Raw genomic sequence first — 21799 nt, 5'->3', positions numbered from 1 at the left:
AATTCCATCTCCTACGTGTCGTATATGAGCGTCAGCGCTGAGCTGCGGCGATCGATTCCCGGGCGGCGGCGGCCACGTTCTCGGCAGTGAAGCCGAACTCGCGGAAAAGGACCTTGCCGTCGGCCGAAGCACCGAAGTGCTCCAGGGAAACGATGCGGCCGGCGTCCCCGACGTACTTGTGCCAGGTCAGTCCGATACCGGCCTCGACCGCGACGCGAGCCTTCACGGCCGGCGGCAGGACGCTGTCCCGGTACCCCTGGTCCTGCTGCTCGAACCACTCCACCGACGGCATGGACACCACGCGCGTGGGCACGCCGGCGCCCTGGAGCTGCTCGCGCGCCTCGACAGCGACGTGCACCTCCGAGCCGGTGGCGATGAGAAGGACCTCGGGCTCGCCGCCCTCGGCCTCGAACAGGACGTAACCGCCCTTGGCGGCATCCTCGTTGGGCTCGTACGTCGGCACACCCTGACGCGTCAGCGCCAGACCGTGCGGCTGGCCCTTGCCGAACTCCTTCGTCCAGCGCTTGAGGATCTCGCGCCAGGCGATCGCGGTCTCGTTGGCGTCCGCCGGGCGCACGAGGTTGAGACCCGGGATCGCCCGCAGCGACGCCAGGTGCTCGATCGGCTGGTGGGTCGGGCCGTCCTCGCCCAGGCCGATGGAGTCGTGCGTCCACACGTACGTCACCGGCAGGTGCATCAGCGCCGACAGCCGCACCGCGTTGCGCATGTAGTCGGAGAACACCAGGAACGTGCCGCCGTAGATCCTGGTGTTGCCGTGCAGCGCGATGCCGTTCATCTCGGCGGCCATCGCGTGCTCACGGATACCGAAGTGGATCGTGCGGCCGTACGGGTCAGCCTCTTCCAGCGGGTTGTCCGCCGGGAGGAACGACGACGTCTTGTCGATCGTGGTGTTGTTCGAGCCGGCCAGGTCGGCCGAGCCGCCCCACAGCTCGGGGATGACCCCGCCGAGGGCCTGCAGCACCTTGCCGGAGGCGGCACGCGTGGCCACGCCCTTGCCGACCTCGAAGACCGGGATCTTCTCCTCCCAGCCCTTGGGCAGCTCGCCCTTGGCGATCCGGTCGTACTCGGCGGCGCGCTCGGGGTTGTTGTCCCGCCACTGCTGGTACGCCTTCTCCCACACGGCGCGGGCCGCCTGGCCCCGCTCCAGCGCCTTGCGGGTGTGCGTGATGACCTCGTCCGAGACCTCGAAGCTCTGCTCCGGGTCGAAGCCGAGCACGCGCTTGGTCGCGGCCACCTCGTCGTCGCCCAGCGCCGAGCCGTGTGCCGCCTCGGTGTTCTGCGCGTTCGGGGCGGGCCAGGCGATGATCGAGCGCATCGCGATGAACGACGGCCGGTCGGTGACCGCCTTGGCCGCCTCGATCGCGTCGTAGAGCGCGTTCGGGTCCAGGTCGCCGTCCGGCTTGGGCGCCACGCGCTGCACGTGCCAGCCGTACGCCTCGTACCTCTTCACGGTGTCCTCGGACACGGCGGTCTCGGTGTCGCCCTCGATCGAGATGTGGTTGTCGTCCCACAGCAGGACCAGGTTGCCGAGCTTCTGGTGGCCGGCCATCGAGGACGCCTCGGCGGAGATGCCCTCCTGGAGGCAGCCGTCACCGGCGATGCAGTAGATGAAGTGGTCGAACGGCGACTCGCCCTCGGCGGCCTCCGGGTCGAACAGGCCGCGCTCGTAGCGGGCGGCCATCGCCATGCCCACCGCGTTCGCGACACCCTGTCCGAGGGGCCCGGTCGTGGTCTCCACACCGGTGGTGTGGCCGTACTCCGGGTGACCGGGGGTCTTCGAACCCCAGGTGCGGAAGGACTTCAGGTCGTCCAGTTCCAGGCCGAAACCGGCCAGGTACAGCTGGGTGTAGAGGGTCAGCGACGAGTGGCCGGCGGACAGCACGAAGCGGTCCCGCCCGACCCAGTCGGCGTCCGCCGGGTCGTGCCGCATCACCTTCTGGAAGAGGGTGTAGGCGGCAGGCGCCAGGCTCATCGCCGTACCCGGATGGCCGTTACCGACCTTCTGTACGGCATCGGCGGCCAGGACACGCGCGGTGTCGACGGACCGCTGATCCAACTCGGTCCACTCGAGGTCTGTTGTGGTCGGCTTGGTGCTCACCCTGGGTCAGGGCTCCTCTCCACATGTTCGGATACCGGTGTATCGGGGCGCCCACCGGCCGCAGTCGAGCCTACCCCCGTGGGACATGCGTTCTGCCAGGTCGTTCCAGAGTGCCGGGACTCCTCCCGATCCGCCTCCTGACTGGGCCGAACCGCATTAGGCATGTGAATACGCAGCCGCTCATCCGGGTGCTCAATCGAGCTTCCAGGCGCCCGTCGGAACCCTCCCCACAACACGACCCGACCCCCGCGAATGTCCGACTCTGGGCAACGTCTAAAGTGGCGTGGTACGCGCGAGCCTTTACCGGGACTTCACACGGCTGAGGCTTGCTGGGATGTCTCTGTAGGGGTGTGCGTGACGGCCGTTGAATCCCGTCCAGCGGGGATGACCGGGACGGACCAGAGCCCGGCCCACCGGCCGCTCGGGGCCCGTGTCATGGCGTTCGTGGCTCTCACCAAGCCGCGGATCATCGAGCTGCTGCTGATCACCACGGTTCCGGTGATGTTCCTGGCGCAGCAGGGTGTGCCCGATCTGACGCTGGTGCTGCTGACCTGTGTCGGCGGATATCTGTCCGCCGGCGGCGCCAACGCGCTCAACATGTACATCGACCGCGACATCGACGCGCTGATGGACCGCACCTCGCAGCGCCCGCTGGTCACCGGCATGGTCAGCCCGCGCGAGTGCCTGGCCTTCGGCATCACCCTGGCCGTGGTCTCGACGCTGCTGTTCGGCCTCACGGTCAACTGGCTCTCGGCCTGGCTCTCCCTCGGCGCGCTCCTCTTCTACGTCGTCGTCTACACGATGATCCTCAAGCGCCGTACCTCGCAGAACATCGTGTGGGGCGGCATCGCGGGCTGTCTGCCCGTGCTGATCGGCTGGTCCTCGGTCACGAACTCCATGTCGTGGGCGCCGATCATCCTGTTCCTCGTCATGTTCTTCTGGACGCCGCCGCACTACTGGCCGCTGTCGATGAAGGTGAAAGAGGACTACGCGCGCGTGGGGGTGCCGATGCTGCCGGTGGTCGCCTCCAACAAGGTGGTCGCCAAGCAGATCGTGATCTACAGCTGGGTCATGGTCGGCGTCTCGCTCCTGCTGACCCCGCTCGGCTACACGGGCTGGTTCTACACGGCGGTCGCCCTGCTGGCAGGCGGGTTCTGGCTGTGGGAGGCCCACGGCCTGCAGAACCGCGCCAAGGCCGAGGTGACGGGCGCCAAGCTCAAGGAGATGCGGCTCTTCCACTGGTCGATCACCTACGTGTCGATCCTGTTCGTGGCCGTCGCGGTCGACCCGTTCCTGCGCTGACGTACGTCACAGCGCCCTGCCCTCGCCAGTCGATCTACTCGTGAGTAGCATCCTGACCATGGCAGACACGCAGCAGGTTGACCCGAAGGCCGAGCGCAAGGTCGCCCGGCTCGCCAAGCAGATCACCTCCTTCTCCAAGGACCACGGCGGCGCCGAGGGCCAGATCGCCTACCTCGGCGAACGCGGCGCCCGCATCGTCCTGGTCGGCGAGGACGGCAACTGGGGCGACCTGGTGGCCCCCTCGCACGAGATCGCCGAGCAGGCGGTGGAGAAGGCGGGCATCACCCGCCACGAGTCCTTCGACGGCGAATTCGCGGCCAAGGTGAAGACGGGCCGCTACGAGTGGTCGCGCATGGCGGGCATCCAGGTGGGCGGCCCGTCCAACGGCTGAGCCGCCGGCCTTTCTGGCTTGGGGGCGCGGGGAACCGCGCGAGCAACCACATCCAGCCCGCACCCGCCGAACAAACCCCGCCCCCGCCCCCGGGACCGCGACCTCAAACCCGGTTCACCCGTTAGGACCCTGAAAGCAACAGGGTCCACACCGGGAGGCCCGGATGATCGAAACACCCTCACTGGTGGACCAGTACTGCCACGGAGTACTCCGCACAGAGCTGGGCCTCGGCACCTTCGAGGCCCACCTCTCCCGCACCGAGGGCCCACCCGCCCCGGGCACCACCCTCTTCGACACCCAGACCGGCTTCGCCGTACGCCGCTGGTGCCCGCCCCTGCTCGGCCTGGAACCCCACTGCGCCCCGGCCCACTACCTGGCCCGCCGCCGTGAACTGGGCGTCCTGGAGTCCGGCCGCCGCCTCCTGCGCGGCAGCGGCATCACGACCTACCTCGTCGACACCGGCCTCCCCGGAGACCTCACCGAACCCCGCGAGCTGGCCTCCGCCGGTGCCGCCGAGGCCCATGAGATCGTGCGCCTGGAACTCCTCGCCGAGCAGGTAGCCGACACCTCCGGGACCGTCGACTCCTTCCTCGCCAACCTCGCCGAGTCCGTGCACGCCGCCGCCGCGCACGCCGTCGCCTTCACCTCGGTCGCGGGCGTAAGGCACGGCCTCGCGCTGGCTCCCGAGCCGCCCGGGCCCGGAGAGGTGCGGGGGGCTGTGGGCCGCTGGTTCGCGAGGCGCGGGGTCGGCGGGGAGCTGAGCGACCCCGTGCTCCTGCGGCATCTGCTGTGGAGCGCCGTCGCCTCGGGCCGGCCGCTCCAGCTGCACGCGGGGCTCGGCGCGCCGGGCCTGCGCATCGACCGTACGGACCCGGTGCTGCTGACGGACTTCGTACGGGCCACGGCCGGGCTCGGCACGGACCTCGTGCTGCTGCACGGCTACCCGTACCACCGGCACGCCGCCCATCTCGCCGGCGTCTTCCCGCATGTCTACGTCGACTGCGGCGCCGCCCTGGTCCGCACCGGCGCCCGCGCCGCGACCGTCCTCGCGGAGATCCTGGAGCTGGCCCCGTTCGGCAAGATCCTCTTCTCCAGCGGCGCCCAGGGGCTGCCCGAACTGCACGTGGTGGCCGCCCGGCTGTTCCGCGAGGCACTCGGCCGGGTGCTCGGCACCTGGGTCGCCGAGGGCGCGTGGTCCCTGACCGACGCGCAGCGGGTGGCGGGGATGCTGGCGTCGGGGAACGCGCGCAGGGTGTACGGGCTCGACTAGGCCTTCGTCAGGGTGGCCTCGGCGGCCGGACCGGGCAGGTCCACGGCCTCCTCCGGCCGCTCGCGCAGCGACAGCGCCACCCGCAGCACCCAGATCCACATCACGGCCGAGCCGAACATGTGCAGGCCGACCAGGACCTCGGGCAGGTCCGTGAAGTACTGGACGTATCCGATGACGCCCTGCGCGAGCAGGATCAGGAACAGTTCGCGGGTGCGCTTCAGCGGGTCCTTCGGCGCGTCGACCGCCTTGAGGACGAACCACAGGGCGAACGTCAGCGTCACCACGATCCACGCCAGCACGGCGTGCAGCTTGCTCACCGTCTCCCAGTCGACCGGCATCCGCTCGACCTCGCTGGAGTCGCCAGCGTGCGGGCCCGCGCCGGTGACCACCGTGCCGACCAGGATGAGCAGGACGGCCGCCGCCGTCAGGAACCACACGAGCTGCCGCACGGCCTTGCCGACCAGCGGGCGCGGTGCGGTGTCGCCCTCACGGGTGCGCTGCCACATCACCGTGGCCACCGCGATGAGCGCGGACGTCGCCACGAAGTGGGCCGCTACCGTGTACGGGTTGAGACCGACCAGCACCACGATGCCGCCGAGCACCGCGTTGCTCATCACGATCCAGAACTGCGCCCAGCCCAGCCGGACCAGGCCCCGCCGGTACGGCTTCTGCGAGCGCGCGGCGATGATCGCCCAGCCCACGGCCGCGCACAGCACGTAGGTCAGCATGCGGTTGCCGAACTCGATGACGCCGTGGACGCCCATCTCGCTGGTCGCGGTGAGCGAGTTGTCGGTGCACTTGGGCCAGGTCGGGCAGCCCAGGCCCGAGCCGGTCAGCCGCACGGCACCGCCGGTGACCACGATGAGCACCGACATCACGATGGCGGACATGGCGGCCCGCTGGACGGTCCGGGGTTCCGGGGTCCAGCGTGCGGCGATGAAGGCGAGCGGGTTGCGCAGGGCGGCCATGGCGTCGGCGCGGGTCACTTTTGGCACGCGACCCATCGTAGGGCGCCGCTTGTGCACGCTTTCACGAGGGTCCCTCATGGCCTTACTCCCAGCGGAAGAACCGTCCGGCCGCGACCAGCCCGGCCACGGCCCAGACCGCCAGGATCCCCAGGTCCGCCCAGGGCGTCCCGGCCCCGTGCTGGAGCACGTCCCGCAGCCCGTCGGACAGCGCCGAGATGGGCAGCAGGCCGAGTACGTCCTGCGCGCCTTCGGGGAACTTGTCCAGCGGGACGACGACCCCGCCGCCGACGAGCAGCAGCAGGAACACCAGGTTGGCGGCGGCCAGGGTCGCCTCGGCCTTCAGCGTCCCGGCCATCAGCAGGCCGAGGCCCGAGAAGGCCGCCGTACCGAGGACCAGGAGCAGCAGGACGGCGAACGGGTTGCCCTGCGGCGACCAGCCGAGCGCGAAGGCGATCACCGTCAGCAGGATCACCTGGAGCACCTCGGTGACCAGCACGGACAGCGTCTTCGCCGTCATCAGCCCCCAGCGCGGCAGGGGCGAGGAGGCGAGCCGCTTCAGCACGCCGTAGCGCCGCTCGAAGCCGGTCGCGATCGCCTGGCCGGTGAACGCGGTCGACATCACCGCGAGCGCGAGGACGCCGGGGGCGAGGAAGTCGACGGTCTTCCCCTCGCCCGTGTCGACGATGTCCACGGTGCTGAAGAGGACGAGCAGCAGGGTCGGGATCACGACCGTCAGCAGCAGCTGCTCGCCGTTGCGCAGCAGCATCTTCGTCTCGAGCGCGGCCTGGGCCGCGATCATGCGGGGGAGGGGCGCGGCCCCCGGCTTCGGCGCATAGGTGCCGGTGGCGGTCACGAACGCAGCTCCTTACCCGTGAGCTCCAAGAACACGTCTTCAAGGGAGTGCCGCTCCACCGAGATCTTCTCCGGCATCACGCCGTGCTGGGCGCACCAGGAGGTGACCGTCGCGAGCAGCTGCGGGTCGATCTTGCCGACGACCCGGTAGGAACCCGGCGTGAGCTCGGCGGCCGAGGAGTCGGCGGGCAGGGCCTTGAGCAGCGAGCCCACGTCCAGGCCGGGACGGCCGGTGAAGCGGAGGGTGTTCTCCGCGCCGCCCTTGCACAGCTCCTCCGGGGAGCCCTGCGCGATGACCCGGCCCGCGTCGATGATCGCCACGTCGTCGGCGAGCTGCTCGGCCTCGTCCATGTAGTGGGTGGTGAGGATCACCGAGACGCCGTCGGCGCGCAGGTCCCGGACCAGGTCCCAGGTGGCGCGGCGGGCCTGCGGGTCGAGACCGGCGGTCGGCTCGTCCAGGAACACCAGCTCGGGGCGCCCGACCACGGCCATCGCCAGCGCGAGCCGCTGCTGCTGCCCGCCGGACAGCCGCCGGTAGGTCGTACGCCCGCAGGAGCCGAGCCCGAGACGCTCGATGAGCGCGTCCACGTCCAGCGGATGAGCGTGCAGCCTGGCGACGTGGCGGAGCATCTCGTCGGCCCTGGAGCCCGAGTACACGCCGCCGGACTGGAGCATCACGCCGATGCGGGGCCGCAGCCGCCCGGACTGCCTCACCGGGTCGAGGCCCAGGACGCGCACCGTGCCGGCGTCCGGCCTCCGGTACCCCTCGCAGGTCTCGACCGTGGTCGTCTTGCCCGCCCCGTTGGGGCCGAGCACGGCGGTCACACCCTCCCGGGCCACCAGGTCGAGCCCGTCCACCGCGGTCTTCGGGCCGTACCGCTTCACCAGGGCCTGGACCTGGACCACGGGCTCACTTCGCATGGGTCCAGAGTCTAGGTACGCCGAACGGGGCTCAGACCTGGGGGTGCGGGAACTCGTCCTCGCGCGGCCGGTGCACCGCCAGCCACCGTTCGGCGTAGGCCACCGCGTCCGCCACCGGGAACAGCCGGGCCTCGGCCGCCCCCACCTTCCCGCGTACGACGGGTCGGTCCCGTTCGAAGTCGTAGCCCAGCTCGTCGAAGCGGTCCGAGCTGATCGACACCTCGGTCACGGTCTCCCAGCCTCGCGGACCGGGCCGCCCCACGGCGACGCGCGGGGACGGTATCCGGTACTCGGCGAGGTGGAAGCTGGTGCAGGAGGCGTAGCCGGCACCGAGCAGCAGGACCCGGGCGCCGGTCGCCTCCAGCTTCGCGAGCGGGCTGCGCTCGCCGAGCCTGCAGTCGGGTGCGTGTCCCTCGGTCAGCTCCGCCGCGCGCGGCCCGACCGCCGCGAACGAGGTCTGCGGATGGGCGCTGCGCAGGGCACCGGGCCAGGTCCGTACGGTCTCCGGGACGACGCCGACCCCGCGGCTGGGCGTGATCCGGGGGTCGTAGGCGGGCATCGTGGCCCGGATGGCCGCCCACCATTCCGGGGGAACGGGCGGATCGCGCCACAGGACCGGGTCGGAGAGCTCGCCCGTCTGCGTGGGAACCACCAGGGTGCCCTCCGGGCCGAGCGCGTCGAGAAGTCCCCGCACCACCGCGACGGCGCCGCCGTTGACCCAGCCCAGGGCGCTGAGCGAGGAGTGCGCGAGGAGGGTCTCGCCGGGCCGTACGCCCAGTTCGCCCAACTGCGTCCGCAGTGTGTCCCGGGTGACAAGAGGGCCGGTCGGAGGGGGTGTGGGCATGGTTCCGGAGTGTCCCTGAAGGGGCTGCCGGATGCCAGCGGTTTGATCGATCAAAGATCGTTTCCGCAGGTCAGGTTAGCTTTACCTAAGTGACGTAAGGCACCGTCGGGCGGGTCGGGCACGGCTTGCCCGGCCCTGAAGAATTACGCAACAATGGCGTTGTGAAAAACGTCGGCGAGGCTCGGGAGGCTCCCATGGGTGCCCCACAGGAGGAACTCGCGACCGGTGAGCGGTCCACCCGCAACCGTGTCGCGCGGTCCATCCTGGACCACGGCCCGTCGACCGTCGCCGAACTCGCCGAGCGGCTGCGCCTCACCCAGGCGGCCGTACGCCGGCACCTCGACGCCCTCGCGGGCGACGGTGTCGTGGAAGCACGCGAGCAGCGGGTCTACGGCGCGCGCACCCGCGGCCGCCCCGCCAAGGCGTTCGCCCTGACGGACTGCGGCCGGGACGCCTTCGACCAGTCCTACGACAAGCTCGCGGCGGACGCGCTGCGCTGGATCGCCGACCGCGAGGGCGGCAGCGAGGCGATCGCCGCCTTCGCCCGCGCCAGGATCGCCGCACAGGCGGGCGCGTACCGCCAGGCGGTCGAGGCGGCGTCACCCGAGAAGCGGACCGAAGCGCTGGCCAAGGCCCTGAGCGCGGACGGGTACGCTGCTACGGCGCGCAGTGCGCCCCACCCGCAGAAGGGTGAGCAGCTCTGCCAGCACCACTGCCCGGTCGCCCACGTCGCCGAGCAGTTCCCCCAGTTGTGCGAGGCGGAGACGGAATTTTTCGCGGAGCTGCTCGGTACGCACGTACAGCGGCTCGCCACCATCGCGCACGGCGACGGCGTCTGCACGACGTTCATCCCCAAGATTTCCCACACCACTGACAACGCATCCGCAAGCACGGCCGGGAGGAACCCCGCATGACTCTCCCCACGGAGACTGCCCACCCTGAGCTCGAGGGCCTGGGCAAGTACGAATACGGCTGGGCCGACTCCGACACGGCCGGCGCCTCTGCCAAGCGCGGCATCAACGAGGACGTCGTCCGCGACATCTCCGACAAGAAGAGCGAGCCGGAGTGGATGACCAAGCTCCGTCTCAAGGGCCTGCGCCTGTTCGAGAAGAAGCCCATGCCGAACTGGGGCTCGGACCTGTCGGGCATCGACTTCGACAACATCAAGTACTTCGTGCGCTCCACGGAGAAGCAGGCGGAGTCCTGGGAGGACCTGCCCGAGGACATCAAGGCCACGTACGACAAGCTCGGCATCCCCGAGGCGGAGAAGCAGCGCCTCGTCGCCGGTGTCGCCGCCCAGTACGAGTCCGAGGTCGTCTACCACCAGATCCGCGAGGACCTGGAGGAGCAGGGCGTCATCTTCCTCGACACCGACACGGCCCTGAAGGAGCACCCGGAGCTCTTCAAGGAGTACTTCGGGACCGTCATCCCCGTCGGTGACAACAAGTTCGCGTCGCTGAACTCCGCCGTGTGGTCGGGCGGCTCCTTCATCTACGTGCCGCCGGGCGTCCACGTGGAGATCCCGCTCCAGGCCTACTTCCGTATCAACACGGAGAACATGGGCCAGTTCGAGCGGACCCTGATCATCGTCGACGAGGGTGCCTACGTGCACTACGTCGAGGGCTGCACCGCCCCGATCTACAAGTCGGACTCGCTGCACTCCGCGGTCGTCGAGATCATCGTCAAGAAGAACGCCCGCTGCCGCTACACGACCATCCAGAACTGGTCGAACAACGTCTACAACCTGGTCACCAAGCGTGCCGTGGCCTACGAGGGCGCGACCATGGAGTGGGTCGACGGCAACATCGGCTCCAAGGTGACGATGAAGTACCCGGCCGTCTACCTGATGGGCGAGCACGCCAAGGGCGAGACCCTGTCCATCGCCTTCGCCGGCGAGGGGCAGCACCAGGACGCGGGCGCCAAGATGGTCCACATGGCGCCGAACACCTCGTCCAACATCGTCTCGAAGTCCGTCGCGCGCGGCGGTGGCCGCACCTCCTACCGCGGTCTCATCGAGATCGGCGAGGGCGCCCCGGGCTCGAAGTCGAACGTGCTCTGCGACGCGCTGCTGGTCGACACGATCTCCCGCTCGGACACCTACCCCTACGTGGACGTCCGCGAGGACGACGTGTCCATGGGCCACGAGGCGACCGTCTCCAAGGTCTCCGAGGACCAGCTCTTCTACCTGATGAGCCGCGGTCTGTCGGAGGACGAGGCCATGGCGATGATCGTGCGCGGCTTCGTCGAGCCCATCGCCAAGGAGCTCCCCATGGAGTACGCGCTCGAGCTCAACCGGCTGATCGAGCTGCAGATGGAAGGCGCGGTCGGCTAGTCCCGGTCCGCAGCCCCATCAAGCCCCTTACGTAACGGAAAGCGAGCACTACGACAGCCATGGCTGAGGCTCAGAACATCCCCGTGGGCGCCACCACCACGGGCTCGATCGCGGTGGCGGCCGAGTCGACCGTCGCCACGCGCATGAGCGCGCCCCCCTCCTTCGACGTGGCGGACTTCCCCGTCCCGCACGGCCGGGAGGAGGAATGGCGGTTCACCCCGCTGGAGCGCCTGCGCGGCCTGCACGACGGCACCGCCGTCGCGAACGGCAACGGCGTGAAGGTCGACGTGCAGGCCCCCGAGGGCGTCACCGTCGAGGCCGTCGGCCGAGACGACGCCCGGCTCCGCAAGGCGGGCACCCCGGTGGACCGCGTCGCCGCCCAGGCCTACTCCGCGTTCGAGAAGGCCTCGGTCGTGACCGTCCCCAAGGAGACGGTCCTCACCGAACCGATCCGCATCGCGGTGCACGGCGAGGGCGGCACCGCCTTCGGCCACCAGGTGATCGAGCTGGGCGCCTTCGCCGAGGCCGTCGTGGTCATCGACCACACCGGTGACGCGGTGCTCGCCGCCAACGTCGACTACCTCCTGGGCGACGGCGCCAAGCTGACCGTCGTCTCCGTCCAGGACTGGGACGAGAAGGCCGTCCACGTCGCCCAGCACAACGCGCTCGTCGGCCGCGACGCCTCCTTCAAGTCCGTCGTCGTCACCTTCGGCGGCGACGTCGTCCGGCTGCACCCGCGCGTGAGCTACGCCGGCCCCGGCGGCGAGGCCGAGCTGTTCGGCCTCTACTTCACCGACCAGGGCCAGCACCAGGAGCACCGCCTCCTGGTCGACCACAACGTCCCGCACTGCAAGTCGAACGTCGTCTACAAGGGCGCGCTCCAGGGCGAGGACGCGCACGCGGTCTGGATCGGCGACGTCCTCATCGAGGCCAAGGCCGAGGGCACCGACACGTACGAGATGAACCGCAACCTGGTCCTCACGGACGGGGCGCGCGTGGACTCCGTACCCAACCTCGAGATCGAGACCGGCGAGATCGTCGGCGCCGGCCACGCCTCGGCGACCGGCCGCTTCGACGACGAGCAGCTCTTCTACCTCATGGCCCGCGGCATCCCGGAGCACGAGGCCCGCCGTCTCGTGGTCCGCGGCTTCTTCGCCGAGCTGGTCCAGCAGATCGGCCTCCCCGACATCGAGGAGCGCCTGATCGCCAAGATCGAGGAAGAGCTGGAGGCGTCGGTGGCATGAGCCTCGCATTCGTACGCGTCTGTGGCCTGAGCGAGCTGGAGGACGACACCCCGAAGCGGGTGGAACTCGACGGCACGCCCATGTCCATCGTGCAGACCGAGGGCGAGGTGTTCGCGGTGTACGACATCTGCTCGCACGCGAACGTCTCCCTCTCGGAGGGCGAGGTCGACGACTGTCACATCGAGTGCTGGCTGCACGGCTCGCGCTTCGACCTCCGTTCCGGCAAGCCCGACGCCCTTCCGGCGACGCGCCCCGTCCCCGTATACCCCGTAAAGATCGAAGGGGACGACGTGCTCGTCTCCCTCACCCAGGAGTCCTGAGGCACCCATGGCAACGCTTGAAATCCGAGACCTGCACGTCACCGTCGAGGCCGACAACGCCACGAAGGAGATCCTCAAGGGCGTCGACCTCACCGTGAAGCAGGGCGAGACGCACGCCATCATGGGCCCGAACGGCTCCGGCAAGTCGACCCTCGCCTACTCCCTCGCGGGTCACCCGAAGTACACGATCACCGGCGGCACCGTCACCCTCGACGGCGAGGACGTCCTGGAGATGTCCGTCGACGAGCGGGCCCGCGCCGGCCTCTTCCTCGCCATGCAGTACCCGGTCGAGGTCCCCGGTGTCTCCGTCTCCAACTTCCTGCGCACCTCCGCCACCGCCATCCGCGGCGAGGCCCCCAAGCTGCGCACCTGGGTGAAGGAGGTCAAGGAGGCCATGCAGCGCCTCAACATCGACCCCGCCTTCGCCGAGCGCAACGTCAACGAGGGCTTCTCCGGCGGTGAGAAGAAGCGCCACGAGATCCTCCAGCTGGAGCTGCTCAAGCCGAAGGTCGCGGTCCTCGACGAGACCGACTCCGGCCTGGACGTCGACGCCCTGCGCGTGGTTTCCGAGGGCGTCAACCGCGTCCGTGAGACGGGCGAGGTCGGCACCCTGCTGATCACCCACTACACGCGCATCCTCCGCTACATCAAGCCCGACCACGTGCACGTCTTCTCCGGCGGCCGCATCGTCGAGTCCGGCGGCGCCGAGCTCGCCGACAAGCTGGAGAACGAGGGCTACGAGGCATACACGAAGGGTGGCGCATCCGCGTGACACAGCTGCCGGGCCTCCTCGACACCGAGGCGCTCCGCAAGGACTTCCCGATCCTGGACCGGCAGGTCCATGACGGCCAGAAGCTCGTGTACCTGGACAACGCGGCGACCAGCCAGAAGCCGCGCCAGGTGCTGGACGCACTCAGTGAGTACTACGAGCGCTACAACGCCAACGTCCACCGTGGCGTGCACGTCCTCGCCGAGGAGGCCACGGCGCTGTACGAGGGCGCGCGCGACAAGGTCGCGGAGTTCATCAACGCGCCCTCGCGCAACGAGGTGATCTTCACCAAGAACGCCTCGGAGTCGCTCAACCTCGTGGCGAACATGCTGGGCTGGGCCGACGAGCCCTACCGCGTGGACTCCGAGACCGAGATCGTCATCACGGAGATGGAGCACCACTCCAACATCGTGCCGTGGCAGCTGCTCGCGCAGCGCACGGGCGCGAAGCTGAAGTGGTTCGGCCTCACCGACGACGGCCGCCTCGACCTGTCCAACATCGACCAGGTCATCACGGAGAAGACGAAGATCGTCTCCTTCGTGCTGGTCTCCAACATCCTGGGCACCCAGAACCCGGTCGAGGCGATCGTGCGCCGCGCCCAGGAGGTCGGTGCGCTGGTGTGCGTCGACGCCTCCCAGGCCGCGCCGCACATGCCGCTGGACGTACAGGCCCTCCAGGCCGACTTCGTGGCCTTCACCGGCCACAAGATGTGCGGCCCGACCGGCATCGGCGTCCTGTGGGGACGGCAGGAACTCCTGGAGGACCTGCCCCCGTTCCTCGGCGGCGGCGAGATGATCGAGACGGTGTCGATGCACTCCTCGACCTACGCCCCGGCGCCCCACAAGTTCGAGGCGGGCACGCCCCCGATCGCCCAGGCGGTCGGGCTCGGCGCGGCGATCGACTATCTCAACTCGATCGGCATGGACAAGATCTTCGCCCACGAGCACGCGCTCACCGAGTACGCGGTGAAGCGGCTCCTGGAGGTCCCCGACCTCCGGATCATCGGCCCCACCACGGCCGAGGAGCGGGGCGCGGCGATCTCCTTCACCCTCGGGGACATCCACCCGCACGACGTGGGCCAGGTCCTCGACGAGCAGGGCATCGCGGTCCGGGTCGGCCACCACTGCGCGCGGCCGGTCTGCCTGCGCTACGGAATTCCCGCGACCACGCGAGCGTCGTTCTATCTGTACTCCACGCCGGCCGAGATCGACGCACTGGTCGACGGCCTGGAGCACGTACGGAACTTCTTCGGCTGAGAGGCGTGCGGAAACCGTGAAGCTGGATTCGATGTACCAGGAAGTCATCCTGGACCACTACAAGAACCCGCACGGGCGTGGTCTGAGGGATGGCGACGCCGAGGTGCACCACGTGAACCCGACGTGCGGCGACGAGATCACGCTCCGTGTGAAGTACGACGGCACGACGATCGAGGACGTCTCGTACGAGGGTCAGGGCTGTTCCATCAGCCAGGCGAGCGCGTCCGTACTGAACGAACTCCTCGTCGGCAAGGACCTCTCCGACGCGCGGAAGATCCAGGAGACCTTCCTGGAGCTGATGCAGTCCAAGGGGAAGCTCGAGCCCGACGACGCCATGGAGGAGGTCCTGGAGGACGCGGTCGCGTTCGCCGGGGTCTCCAAATACCCGGCCCGGGTCAAGTGCGCCCTGCTGAGCTGGATGGCCTGGAAGGACGCTACGGCCCAGGCCCTGGGCGAGCCCGAAGCCGAAAGGAAGACGACGGCATGAGCGAGACCATCGAGATGAAGCCGGCCTCGGAGGACGAGGTCCGTGAGGCCCTGTACGACGTCGTCGACCCCGAGCTGGGCATCGACGTCGTCAACCTCGGGCTGATCTACGGCATTCACATCGACGACGCGAACATCGCGACGATCGACATGACCCTGACGTCGGCGGCCTGCCCGCTCACCGACGTCATCGAGGACCAGGCGAAGTCCGCCACGGACGGCATCGTCAACGAACTGCGCATCAACTGGGTCTGGATGCCCCCGTGGGGCCCCGACAAGATCACGGACGACGGCCGGGAGCAGCTTCGGGCGCTCGGGTTCAACGTCTGAGACGTCTGAGACGTCTGAGATCCAGGTCTGAGATTCACGTACGACGAAGGGGCGGCACCATCCGGTGCCGCCCCTTCGCATGCTCAGTCCAGCCCGGCCACCAGCCGGAACGACGCGTCCGAGCGGAAGTCGCCGTAGTGCTGGTACGGGTCGAGGCGGAGCTGGAAATTGCGGTGGCGCAGGAAGCGGCCCGGGTAGTTCACCGACTCCAGCATGACCGCGCCCGAGGGGTACACGGGGCGGGGGCAGAAGGTGGCGTCCTTGCGGAACAGGTCCGACCCGTCGTCGCTGTCCCTGACGAGGACGAAGCTGCGATGGCGGAGGTAGCGGCCGTCCGCGGTGGTGAAGGAGTAGCAGGAGGAGTCGGCGAGGCCGCCGACACGCCGGAACGTGGCGTCCTCGCGCTGCTCGGAACCGGAGCCGATCGAGTCCAGGCGCACATAGCCGTCACGCACACGCCAGTAGCGGTCCGGGTAGTTGACCGAGCGTATGGATATCCCGTTGGACTTCGGGGGCTTCGGGGCCGGTGAAGTCCGGTCGGACTCCGAGGGCTTCGGTGCCTTCGGGCGCGGCTTCGGCGAGGCGCTCGGGCTGGTGGACGCGCTCGTCGTGGGGGTCGGCGACGGGCGGCGTTCGCGGTCCTTGCCGGGCGTCTGGGTGGCGCTCCCGGAGGGCGTCGCGAAGGAGATCAGGCCGCCCGGGGCCGAACTGCTGAGTGTCGTCGGCTCCGCCGACTCGGGCGCGGGCTCGCCGGCCTGACTGTCCATCACGGCGATCGCCGTCACGCACGCGGTGACCGTGGCCAGGGCGAGGGCGCCCGCCAGCCAGAGCCGTCGCGTTCCCGGTGCCCGGGTGGTGTCCGGGGCCCAACCGTTCTCCCACGGACGGTCCTGTGGCGGCCGGGACTTGTCTTTAGTCATGCGCTGGTTCCTCCATCGGGACACCCTTGACGGCGGCGCAGTTGTGGTGGCCCGGTGTGTGATCGGTGACACCGTAGTGGACGTCCGGGATCACCGGGGGCGTTTGGGAGAGCGGTTTCCGTCCTGTGATGTGTACGGGCGTACAGATGGTGTGTACGCTTGTACATATGGGATATCTGCTGCTGGCCGCGGCCATAGCCGCCGAAGTGGGTGCGACGACCGCCATGAAGTACAGCGACGGCTTCAGCAGGCTCGGACCCTCGCTGCTCACGCTCCTCGGCTACCTCGTCTCCTTCGCGCTGCTCGCGCAGACGCTGAGGACGGTCTCCGTCGGCACGGCCTACGCGATCTGGGCAGGCGTCGGAACCGCGGCCATCGCCACCATCGGTGTCCTCTTCCTCGGGGAAGGCCTGACCGCCGCCAAGGCCGCCGGTATCGCGCTGATCATCGTCGGGGTCGTGGTGCTGAACCTGGGCGGCGGTCACTGATGCCCCGGCGCTACGACCCCGAGCGGCGGCAGCGGATCATCGACGCGGCGATCCGGGTCGTCGGGACGAAGGGCATCGCGGGGCTGAGCCACCGCAGTGCCGCCGCCGAGGCGGATGTGCCGCTCGGCTCCACGACGTATCACTTCAAGACCCTCGACGAACTGCTGGTCGCCGCCCTGCGGCAGGCCAACGAAGGGTTCGCCAAGGTGGTCGCGGGGCGCGGCGGACTGCGGGATCCCCGGACCGATCTGGCGGCGGAGCTCGCGGCATGGGTGGGGGAGTGGCTCGCGGGCGACCGTACCGGCGTCGAGCTGGAGTACGAGCTGTACCTGGCCGCCCTGCGCCGGCCCGCCCTGCGGCCTGTCGCCGCCGAGTGGGCCGAGGGGGTCGCCGAGTTGCTGTCCCGGCGTACGGATCCCGTGACGGCTCGGGCGCTGGTGGCGGTGGTCGACGGGATCTGTCTTCAGGTGCTGCTGACGGGGGCGGCGTATGACGAGGCGTATGCGCGGGAGGTGCTGGGGCGGGTCGTGGCGGGGGCGGATCCTCGCGAGGCGCGGAAGGAGTGAGGTCGGCGGGGGCGGCCGTCCCCGCCGCCGACCAGCACGGAGACGTACCGCCCGGCACGTGAGACGGCCCCGTACCGGTTCGCATCGAGTGCCGTCCGCCGGTTAGGTTGCCCTTATGACCGACACGACTGCTCCTCGCACCACCGGCGCCGTGGCCGCCGGCCTCGCCACGATCGCCGCCGACGGCACCGTCCTCGACACCTGGTTCCCCGCGCCCGAGCTGTCCGCCGAGCCCGGCCCGTCCGGCACCGAGCGGCTGTCCGCCGAGCGTGCCGCGGAGCTGCTCGGCGACGGCGCGACCGCTGCCGTCGGCCCCGACGCCCGCCGCGGCGTCGAGGTCGTCGCGGTCCGTACGGTCATCGCCTCGCTCGACGAGAAGCCGGTCGACGCGCACGACGTCTACCTGCGCCTGCACCTGCTCTCCCACCGCCTGGTCAAGCCGCACGGCCAGAGCCTCGACGGCATCTTCGGCCACCTCGCGAACGTCGCCTGGACCTCGCTGGGCCCGGTCGCGGTCGACGACCTGGAGAAGGTCCGCCTGAACGCGCGCGCCGAGGGTCTGCACCTCCAGGTGACGAGCGTCGACAAGTTCCCGCGCATGACGGACTACGTGGCCCCCAAGGGCGTCCGCATCGCCGACGCCGACCGGGTCCGCCTCGGTGCGCACCTCTCCGAGGGCACCACCGTCATGCACGAGGGCTTCGTCAACTTCAACGCCGGCACGCTCGGCACGTCGATGGTCGAGGGCCGTATCTCCGCGGGCGTCCTGATCGGCGACGGCTCGGACATCGGCGGCGGTGCCTCCACCATGGGCACGCTGTCCGGCGGCGGCAACGTCATCATCTCCATCGGGGAGCGCTGCCTGATCGGCGCCGAGGCGGGAGTGGGCATCGCCCTCGGCGACGAGTGCGTCGTCGAGGCCGGCCTCTACGTCACCGCCGGCACCCGCGTCACCATGCCCGACGGCCAGATCGTCAAGGCCCGCGAGCTGTCCGGCGCCTCCAACATCCTGTTCCGCCGCAACTCGGTCACCGGCACGGTCGAGGCCCGGCCGAACAACGCGGTGTGGGGCGGACTGAACGAGATCCTGCACAGCCACAACTGATCCGCTTCGGTCATCGCCGAGCGCCCTCCCGGACCCGAGAACGGCCCGGGAGGGCGCTCGTGTGTCCGGGGCCGTTCCGCCGCCTTGACCTCAAGCAAAGTCGAGGTCCTAGCCTGCCGGGCAAGTGATCGATATCTGGGGGCAGGAGCGGGCGGCGATGATTCTTGTGACCGGTGCGACCGGGAACATCGGAAGGGCTCTGCTGGGGGAGTCGGGCTTGAGGGGTTCCGTGCCTGTGCGGGCTCTGACGAGGGATGCGGGACGGGTCTCGTTTCCCGAGGGGGTCGACGTCGTCGAGGGCGATCTCGCGCGGGCGGATTCCCTGAAGAGCGCGCTGGAGGGGGTGCGTTCGCTGTTCCTCCTGTCGGGGACGGGGGCTGAGGAGGAGGTTCTCGCGGCCGCCCGGCGAGCGGGTGTGGAGCATGTGGTGCTCGTGTCGTCGATCACCGTGCAGACCCATCCGCACCTGCCCGCGGCAGGCGAGAACCTGGCCGTCGAGCGGTTGCTCGAGGACAGCGGTATGGCCTGGACGATCCTGCGGCCGACGCAGTTCGCCTCGAACACGCTGTGGTGGGCGCCGTCGATCCGCGCGGAGGGCGTGGTGCGGGCGCCGTATGCGGACGTCGGGCTTCCCGCCGTGCACCCCGCGGACATCGCCGCGGTCGCCCGGGCGGCTCTGACCGAGCCGGCGCATCGAGGTCGGACGTACGCACTGACCGGGCCGGCACGCGTCACCGTGCGGCAGCAGGTCGCTGCCGTGGCGGCGGCTCTGGGGCGGGCGGTGACCCTCGTCGAGATCAGCCCGGAGGAGGCGCATCGGCAGATGGCGTCGTTCCTGGGGGACGAGACCGCACACGCTGTGCTCGATCTCATGGGCAGGGACGTCAACGACGAGTTGCTGGCGGTGCGCGACACGATCGCGCAGGTCACCGGTTCCTCGGCCAGGTCGTTCCGGCAGTGGGCGGCGGAGAACGGTGACGCCTTCCGCTGAGCCGGGACATATGCGGACGCATGAGCGGGCGTGACCTCGTGACGGGCCAGGCAGATGAACCGGTGGACGCAGTGTCCGATCTGACGCCGAACCGATGAAACGAGGACCGGGTATGAGGAACGACCGGGGTATGAGGAACGAGCGCGAGTGGGTTGTGGCACGTCGTCTGGCCGGGGCGGTCGCCGTACTGACGGTGTGCTGGCTTCCGGCGGGGGCCGCGCACGCCGACGAGACCAACACGAACTCGCACAACGGCCACCGGTTCGGTCTGGTCAACGTCAGCACCGGCCAGGTCGACGACCCGGCGGAGGACGTGCTGGAGCACACGCTGCTGTTCGGTGACGGGTACGCCTGGAACTGAGCCGGTTTGTCAGGTGCGGGTGGTGGTCACGGTTCTGTGGAGCGACAGCAGTCCGTCGGTCGTGGCACGGTCGGCGGGGCGCAGGGGAGCGCGGACCGGGCCTGCGGGGAGGTTCAGTTCGGTGAGGAGCGCCTTTGTCGTGACGGTGCCCGGCAGGCCTGCTGACATGATCGCCTCGATGAGGGGGGTGGCCCGCTGCTGGAGGCGGGCCGCCTGTGTGGTGGCGCCCGCGTCGAACGCGTCCAGGACCGCTCGCAGCTGGCCCGGGATCACGTTCGCGACCGTGCTGACGTAGCCCGTCCCGCCTACGGCGTACAGCGCCAGATTGTGCTCGTCGCAGCCCGCGTAGTACGCCAGGTCCGTGCGGGCCAGAACCTTCTGGGCGGCCAGGAAGTCGTACGAGCAGTCCTTGACCGCGACGATCCTGGGGTGCTCGGCGAGGCGGAGGATCGTGTCGGGTTCGACGCGGGTGCCGGTGCGGATCGGGATGTCGTAGAGCATGAGCGGGAGTTCGGTGGCGTCCGCGATCTCGCGGAAGTGTGCCTCGATCGCGTCCTGCGGGGGTCTGCTGTAGTACGGCGGGATCACCAGCAGGCCGTCCGCGCCCGCCTTCTCGGCCTCCCGGGCCAGGTCGGCGGTGTGCCTGGTGTCGGCTGTGCCGATGCCCGCGACGATCGACGCCCTGTCGGTCACGGCCTCGCGGACGGCGGTGATCAGGGCGGACTTCTCGGCGTCCGTGGTGGTGGGGGATTCGCCTGTCGTGCCGGAGAGTACGAGGCCGTCGCAGCCGTGCGCGACGAGGTGGGCGGCGAGGTGCTGGGCTCCGTCGAGGTCCAGGGTTCCCGTCTCGGTGAGCGGGGTGATCATGGCGCAGAGGGTGCGGCCGAACGGTGGCGTCGTCGTCATCTCAGTAGTGTCGGCGCGATGATTATGTAGCTCCACTTAAATTTACTACCAGGTGTTGGTTAGATTTACTTCGAGGTTGTGTGAGGGTGGTGAGGGTACTCGGGGGTTCCTACTTCGAGAGGAGGCGGAACGCTGTGACCGGGACCATGGAACGTCGGGTAGTGCACGACGAGCACCACTCCGTGGGGGAACTCGTCGGACAGGCCGCAGAGCAGCTCTCCCTGCTCGTGCGGCAGGAAGTGGCTCTCGCCAAGGAGGAGCTGGCCGAGAAGGGGCGACGTGCGGGGCGCGGCGGTGGGCTGCTCGGTGCGGCGGGGGCGGTCGCCTATGCCGGGTTCCTCGCGCTGGCCGGGACGGGGATTGCCGCGCTCTCGCTGGTGCTGTCCGTGTGGGCCTCGGCGCTCATCGTGACGGGGGTGCTGTTCGCTCTCGCCGCTGTCCTGGGTGTCGTGGGCCGGGGGCAGTTGCGGCGGGCCACGCCTCCCACGCCTGAGGAGGCCCTCGGCAGTGTGAAGGCGGACGTGGAGGAGATCAAGGAAAGGGCGCATCGATGACGGACGCGACGAGTGGGGCCAAGGGGCCCGATGAGCTGCGGCGGCAGATCGAGCGGACTCGCAGTGAACTCGGCAACACCGTGGAGGAGTTGGCGGGGAAGGCGGATGTGAAGGGGCGTGCGCGGGCGCGGGCGGCTGATCTCCGGGACAAGGCCGGGGCGATGACGGTGCAGTTGCGCAGCAGTGCGGTGGAGGCTGGGCATACGGTGCAGGACAGGGCGACGCATACGGGGCCTCGGCCGGTGCGGAACGCTGTTCAGGCCGGGTTGCGGCATCCGCGGCCGGTGCTGGTGGTGGGGGCGGCCGCGGGGGCGGTGGTGGCTGTCGGGGTGTTGCGGCGGAGGCATCATCACGGGCATCGGTGATCGTCGCGTAGCGGCTGGCCGTCGAGTGGGGGGTCGGGGCCGTGTCGGGGGGTGTCCGTCCTCGGAACGTCGCGAGGGGGTCTCACGCCGACTGACTGTTCGTTGACGCGACAACCGCTGCGGGCGGACACCCCCCGAC

General features: G+C 69.8%; 25 protein-coding genes. 18 read left to right on the top strand and 7 right to left on the bottom strand.

The genetic code is table 11. From position 1 onward, the window contains the following. Positions 1–31 precede the first annotated feature (31 nt). Positions 32–2119: a transketolase gene (tkt, locus tag ACFZBT_RS36125; RefSeq protein WP_391113159.1), complete on the bottom strand. Its 2088-nt coding sequence runs from the start codon at positions 2117–2119 to the stop codon at positions 32–34. 384 nt (positions 2120–2503) lie between these two features. On the opposite strand from tkt, the gene ACFZBT_RS36120 reads away from it, so the two are divergent. The 3 genes from ACFZBT_RS36120 (at position 2504) to ACFZBT_RS36110 (ending at position 5082) form a co-directional block, all read left to right on the top strand. Beyond that, a complete protein-coding gene (locus tag ACFZBT_RS36120; protein WP_391113156.1) occupies positions 2504–3421 on the top strand; it encodes a heme o synthase in 918 nt (305 codons plus the stop codon). A 58-nt stretch (positions 3422–3479) separates the two neighbouring features. Beyond that, positions 3480–3812: a hypothetical protein gene (locus ACFZBT_RS36115; RefSeq protein ID WP_391113153.1), complete on the top strand. Its 333-nt coding sequence runs from the start codon at positions 3480–3482 to the stop codon at positions 3810–3812. A 163-nt stretch (positions 3813–3975) separates the two neighbouring features. Further along, positions 3976–5082, top strand: coding sequence for an amidohydrolase family protein (locus ACFZBT_RS36110; RefSeq protein ID WP_391113150.1), 1107 nt, complete (start codon positions 3976–3978; stop codon positions 5080–5082). Here ACFZBT_RS36110 and ACFZBT_RS36105 read toward each other — a convergent pair. From ACFZBT_RS36105 to ACFZBT_RS36090, 4 genes are read right to left on the bottom strand one after another with little or no spacing between them, the layout of a single operon-like run. After that, complete coding sequence (locus ACFZBT_RS36105; protein WP_391113147.1) at positions 5079–6128, bottom strand: COX15/CtaA family protein; 1050 nt, start codon at positions 6126–6128, stop codon at positions 5079–5081. The genes ACFZBT_RS36110 and ACFZBT_RS36105 overlap by 4 nt on opposite strands. 4 nt (positions 6129–6132) lie before the next feature. Then, positions 6133–6849: an ABC transporter permease gene (locus ACFZBT_RS36100; RefSeq protein WP_391113268.1), complete on the bottom strand. Its 717-nt coding sequence runs from the start codon at positions 6847–6849 to the stop codon at positions 6133–6135. Positions 6850–6899: 50 nt separating this feature from the next. Continuing rightward, the gene (locus ACFZBT_RS36095) at positions 6900–7823 is read right to left on the bottom strand and encodes an ATP-binding cassette domain-containing protein (RefSeq protein ID WP_391113144.1); all 924 of its coding nucleotides are present in this window, start codon (positions 7821–7823) and stop codon (positions 6900–6902) included. A gap of 31 nt (positions 7824–7854) precedes the next feature. Then, entirely contained in the window at positions 7855–8667 is an 813-nt protein-coding gene (locus ACFZBT_RS36090; protein WP_391113141.1) for an AAC(3) family N-acetyltransferase, read from the bottom strand. A gap of 161 nt (positions 8668–8828) precedes the next feature. On the opposite strand from ACFZBT_RS36090, the gene ACFZBT_RS36085 reads away from it, so the two are divergent. Genes ACFZBT_RS36085 through ACFZBT_RS36050 form a run of 8 tightly spaced genes read left to right on the top strand, consistent with a single transcriptional unit; the run spans position 8829 to position 15404 of the window. Further along, positions 8829–9581, top strand: a complete 753-nt coding sequence (locus tag ACFZBT_RS36085) for an ArsR family transcriptional regulator (RefSeq protein ID WP_391113138.1) — start codon at positions 8829–8831, stop codon at positions 9579–9581. Then, positions 9578–10999 carry a Fe-S cluster assembly protein SufB gene (sufB, locus tag ACFZBT_RS36080; protein ID WP_053670664.1) on the top strand — a complete coding sequence of 474 codons (1422 nt, stop codon included), beginning with the start codon at positions 9578–9580 and terminating at the stop codon, positions 10997–10999. The genes ACFZBT_RS36085 and sufB overlap by 4 nt, the downstream gene beginning before the upstream one ends. 59 nt (positions 11000–11058) lie before the next feature. Next, the gene (gene sufD / locus ACFZBT_RS36075) at positions 11059–12243 is read left to right on the top strand and encodes a Fe-S cluster assembly protein SufD (RefSeq protein WP_391113133.1); all 1185 of its coding nucleotides are present in this window, start codon (positions 11059–11061) and stop codon (positions 12241–12243) included. Further along, positions 12240–12563, top strand: coding sequence for a non-heme iron oxygenase ferredoxin subunit (locus ACFZBT_RS36070; RefSeq protein ID WP_189731059.1), 324 nt, complete (start codon positions 12240–12242; stop codon positions 12561–12563). Before sufD ends, ACFZBT_RS36070 begins: the two co-directional genes overlap by 4 nt. A 7-nt stretch (positions 12564–12570) precedes the next feature. After that, positions 12571–13335 (top strand): Fe-S cluster assembly ATPase SufC, encoded by a 765-nt coding sequence (sufC, locus tag ACFZBT_RS36065; protein ID WP_215122217.1) that lies wholly within the window; start codon positions 12571–12573, stop codon positions 13333–13335. Continuing rightward, the gene (locus ACFZBT_RS36060) at positions 13332–14588 is read left to right on the top strand and encodes a SufS family cysteine desulfurase (RefSeq protein WP_391113127.1); all 1257 of its coding nucleotides are present in this window, start codon (positions 13332–13334) and stop codon (positions 14586–14588) included. The genes sufC and ACFZBT_RS36060 overlap by 4 nt, the downstream gene beginning before the upstream one ends. 16 nt (positions 14589–14604) lie before the next feature. Beyond that, entirely contained in the window at positions 14605–15075 is a 471-nt protein-coding gene (gene sufU / locus ACFZBT_RS36055) for a Fe-S cluster assembly sulfur transfer protein SufU (RefSeq protein WP_391113124.1), read from the top strand. After that, positions 15072–15404: a metal-sulfur cluster assembly factor gene (locus ACFZBT_RS36050; RefSeq protein WP_184596910.1), complete on the top strand. Its 333-nt coding sequence runs from the start codon at positions 15072–15074 to the stop codon at positions 15402–15404. Before sufU ends, ACFZBT_RS36050 begins: the two co-directional genes overlap by 4 nt. 83 nt (positions 15405–15487) lie before the next feature. On the opposite strand, the gene ACFZBT_RS36045 is transcribed toward ACFZBT_RS36050, so the two are convergent. After that, the gene (locus ACFZBT_RS36045) at positions 15488–16324 is read right to left on the bottom strand and encodes an AbfB domain-containing protein (RefSeq protein ID WP_391113120.1); all 837 of its coding nucleotides are present in this window, start codon (positions 16322–16324) and stop codon (positions 15488–15490) included. 167 nt (positions 16325–16491) lie between these two features. Here ACFZBT_RS36045 and ACFZBT_RS36040 point away from each other — a divergent pair, with 167 nt between their 5' ends. The 5 genes from ACFZBT_RS36040 (at position 16492) to ACFZBT_RS36020 (ending at position 19835) form a co-directional block, all read left to right on the top strand. Beyond that, positions 16492–16812 (top strand): SMR family transporter, encoded by a 321-nt coding sequence (locus tag ACFZBT_RS36040; RefSeq protein WP_391113117.1) that lies wholly within the window; start codon positions 16492–16494, stop codon positions 16810–16812. Beyond that, complete coding sequence (locus tag ACFZBT_RS36035; protein WP_391113114.1) at positions 16812–17378, top strand: TetR/AcrR family transcriptional regulator; 567 nt, start codon at positions 16812–16814, stop codon at positions 17376–17378. The genes ACFZBT_RS36040 and ACFZBT_RS36035 overlap by 1 nt, the downstream gene beginning before the upstream one ends. 115 nt (positions 17379–17493) lie before the next feature. Next, on the top strand, positions 17494–18483 hold the full coding sequence (dapD, locus tag ACFZBT_RS36030; protein ID WP_391113112.1) for a 2,3,4,5-tetrahydropyridine-2,6-dicarboxylate N-succinyltransferase: 990 nt from the start codon (positions 17494–17496) through the stop codon (positions 18481–18483). Positions 18484–18640: 157 nt separating this feature from the next. Further along, a complete protein-coding gene (locus tag ACFZBT_RS36025; protein ID WP_391113110.1) occupies positions 18641–19474 on the top strand; it encodes an NAD(P)H-binding protein in 834 nt (277 codons plus the stop codon). Between the two features lie 130 nt (positions 19475–19604). Then, positions 19605–19835 (top strand): hypothetical protein, encoded by a 231-nt coding sequence (locus ACFZBT_RS36020; RefSeq protein ID WP_391113107.1) that lies wholly within the window; start codon positions 19605–19607, stop codon positions 19833–19835. A 9-nt stretch (positions 19836–19844) separates the two neighbouring features. Here ACFZBT_RS36020 and dapA read toward each other — a convergent pair whose 3' ends face one another. After that, positions 19845–20741 (bottom strand): 4-hydroxy-tetrahydrodipicolinate synthase, encoded by an 897-nt coding sequence (gene dapA, locus ACFZBT_RS36015; RefSeq protein WP_391113105.1) that lies wholly within the window; start codon positions 20739–20741, stop codon positions 19845–19847. A gap of 134 nt (positions 20742–20875) precedes the next feature. Between dapA and ACFZBT_RS36010 the strand changes: the two genes are divergently transcribed. Both ACFZBT_RS36010 and ACFZBT_RS36005 read left to right on the top strand, forming a co-directional pair. Continuing rightward, positions 20876–21295 (top strand): phage holin family protein, encoded by a 420-nt coding sequence (locus tag ACFZBT_RS36010; protein WP_391113103.1) that lies wholly within the window; start codon positions 20876–20878, stop codon positions 21293–21295. Then, positions 21292–21660 (top strand): DUF3618 domain-containing protein, encoded by a 369-nt coding sequence (locus ACFZBT_RS36005; protein ID WP_391113101.1) that lies wholly within the window; start codon positions 21292–21294, stop codon positions 21658–21660. Before ACFZBT_RS36010 ends, ACFZBT_RS36005 begins: the two co-directional genes overlap by 4 nt. Positions 21661–21799: the final 139 nt, after the last annotated feature.

Source organism: Streptomyces sp. NPDC008137 (genome assembly GCF_042957035.1).
Lineage (GTDB): Bacteria > Actinomycetota > Actinomycetes > Streptomycetales > Streptomycetaceae > Streptomyces.
This window is presented reverse-complemented; position numbering and strand designations above follow the sequence as displayed.

Excerpts from the sequence above, each read along its gene's own strand:
- ACFZBT_RS36120 (WP_391113156.1), top strand. The coding sequence starts at position 2,504 with ATGACCGGGACGGACCAGAGCCCGGCCCACCGGCCGCTCGGGGCCCGT.
- ACFZBT_RS36115 (WP_391113153.1), top strand. The coding sequence starts at position 3,480 with ATGGCAGACACGCAGCAGGTTGACCCGAAGGCCGAGCGCAAGGTCGCC.
- ACFZBT_RS36110 (WP_391113150.1), top strand. The coding sequence starts at position 3,976 with ATGATCGAAACACCCTCACTGGTGGACCAGTACTGCCACGGAGTACTC.
- ACFZBT_RS36105 (WP_391113147.1), bottom strand. The coding sequence starts at position 6,128 with ATGAGGGACCCTCGTGAAAGCGTGCACAAGCGGCGCCCTACGATGGGT.
- ACFZBT_RS36100 (WP_391113268.1), bottom strand. The coding sequence starts at position 6,849 with ATGATCGCGGCCCAGGCCGCGCTCGAGACGAAGATGCTGCTGCGCAAC.
- ACFZBT_RS36095 (WP_391113144.1), bottom strand. The coding sequence starts at position 7,823 with ATGCGAAGTGAGCCCGTGGTCCAGGTCCAGGCCCTGGTGAAGCGGTAC.
- ACFZBT_RS36090 (WP_391113141.1), bottom strand. The coding sequence starts at position 8,667 with ATGCCCACACCCCCTCCGACCGGCCCTCTTGTCACCCGGGACACACTG.
- sufB (WP_053670664.1), top strand. The coding sequence starts at position 9,578 with ATGACTCTCCCCACGGAGACTGCCCACCCTGAGCTCGAGGGCCTGGGC.
- sufD (WP_391113133.1), top strand. The coding sequence starts at position 11,059 with ATGGCTGAGGCTCAGAACATCCCCGTGGGCGCCACCACCACGGGCTCG.
- ACFZBT_RS36070 (WP_189731059.1), top strand. The coding sequence starts at position 12,240 with ATGAGCCTCGCATTCGTACGCGTCTGTGGCCTGAGCGAGCTGGAGGAC.
- sufC (WP_215122217.1), top strand. The coding sequence starts at position 12,571 with ATGGCAACGCTTGAAATCCGAGACCTGCACGTCACCGTCGAGGCCGAC.
- ACFZBT_RS36050 (WP_184596910.1), top strand. The coding sequence starts at position 15,072 with ATGAGCGAGACCATCGAGATGAAGCCGGCCTCGGAGGACGAGGTCCGT.
- ACFZBT_RS36045 (WP_391113120.1), bottom strand. The coding sequence starts at position 16,324 with ATGACTAAAGACAAGTCCCGGCCGCCACAGGACCGTCCGTGGGAGAAC.
- ACFZBT_RS36040 (WP_391113117.1), top strand. The coding sequence starts at position 16,492 with ATGGGATATCTGCTGCTGGCCGCGGCCATAGCCGCCGAAGTGGGTGCG.
- ACFZBT_RS36035 (WP_391113114.1), top strand. The coding sequence starts at position 16,812 with ATGCCCCGGCGCTACGACCCCGAGCGGCGGCAGCGGATCATCGACGCG.
- dapD (WP_391113112.1), top strand. The coding sequence starts at position 17,494 with ATGACCGACACGACTGCTCCTCGCACCACCGGCGCCGTGGCCGCCGGC.
- ACFZBT_RS36025 (WP_391113110.1), top strand. The coding sequence starts at position 18,641 with ATGATTCTTGTGACCGGTGCGACCGGGAACATCGGAAGGGCTCTGCTG.
- ACFZBT_RS36020 (WP_391113107.1), top strand. The coding sequence starts at position 19,605 with ATGAGGAACGAGCGCGAGTGGGTTGTGGCACGTCGTCTGGCCGGGGCG.
- dapA (WP_391113105.1), bottom strand. The coding sequence starts at position 20,741 with ATGACGACGACGCCACCGTTCGGCCGCACCCTCTGCGCCATGATCACC.
- ACFZBT_RS36005 (WP_391113101.1), top strand. The coding sequence starts at position 21,292 with ATGACGGACGCGACGAGTGGGGCCAAGGGGCCCGATGAGCTGCGGCGG.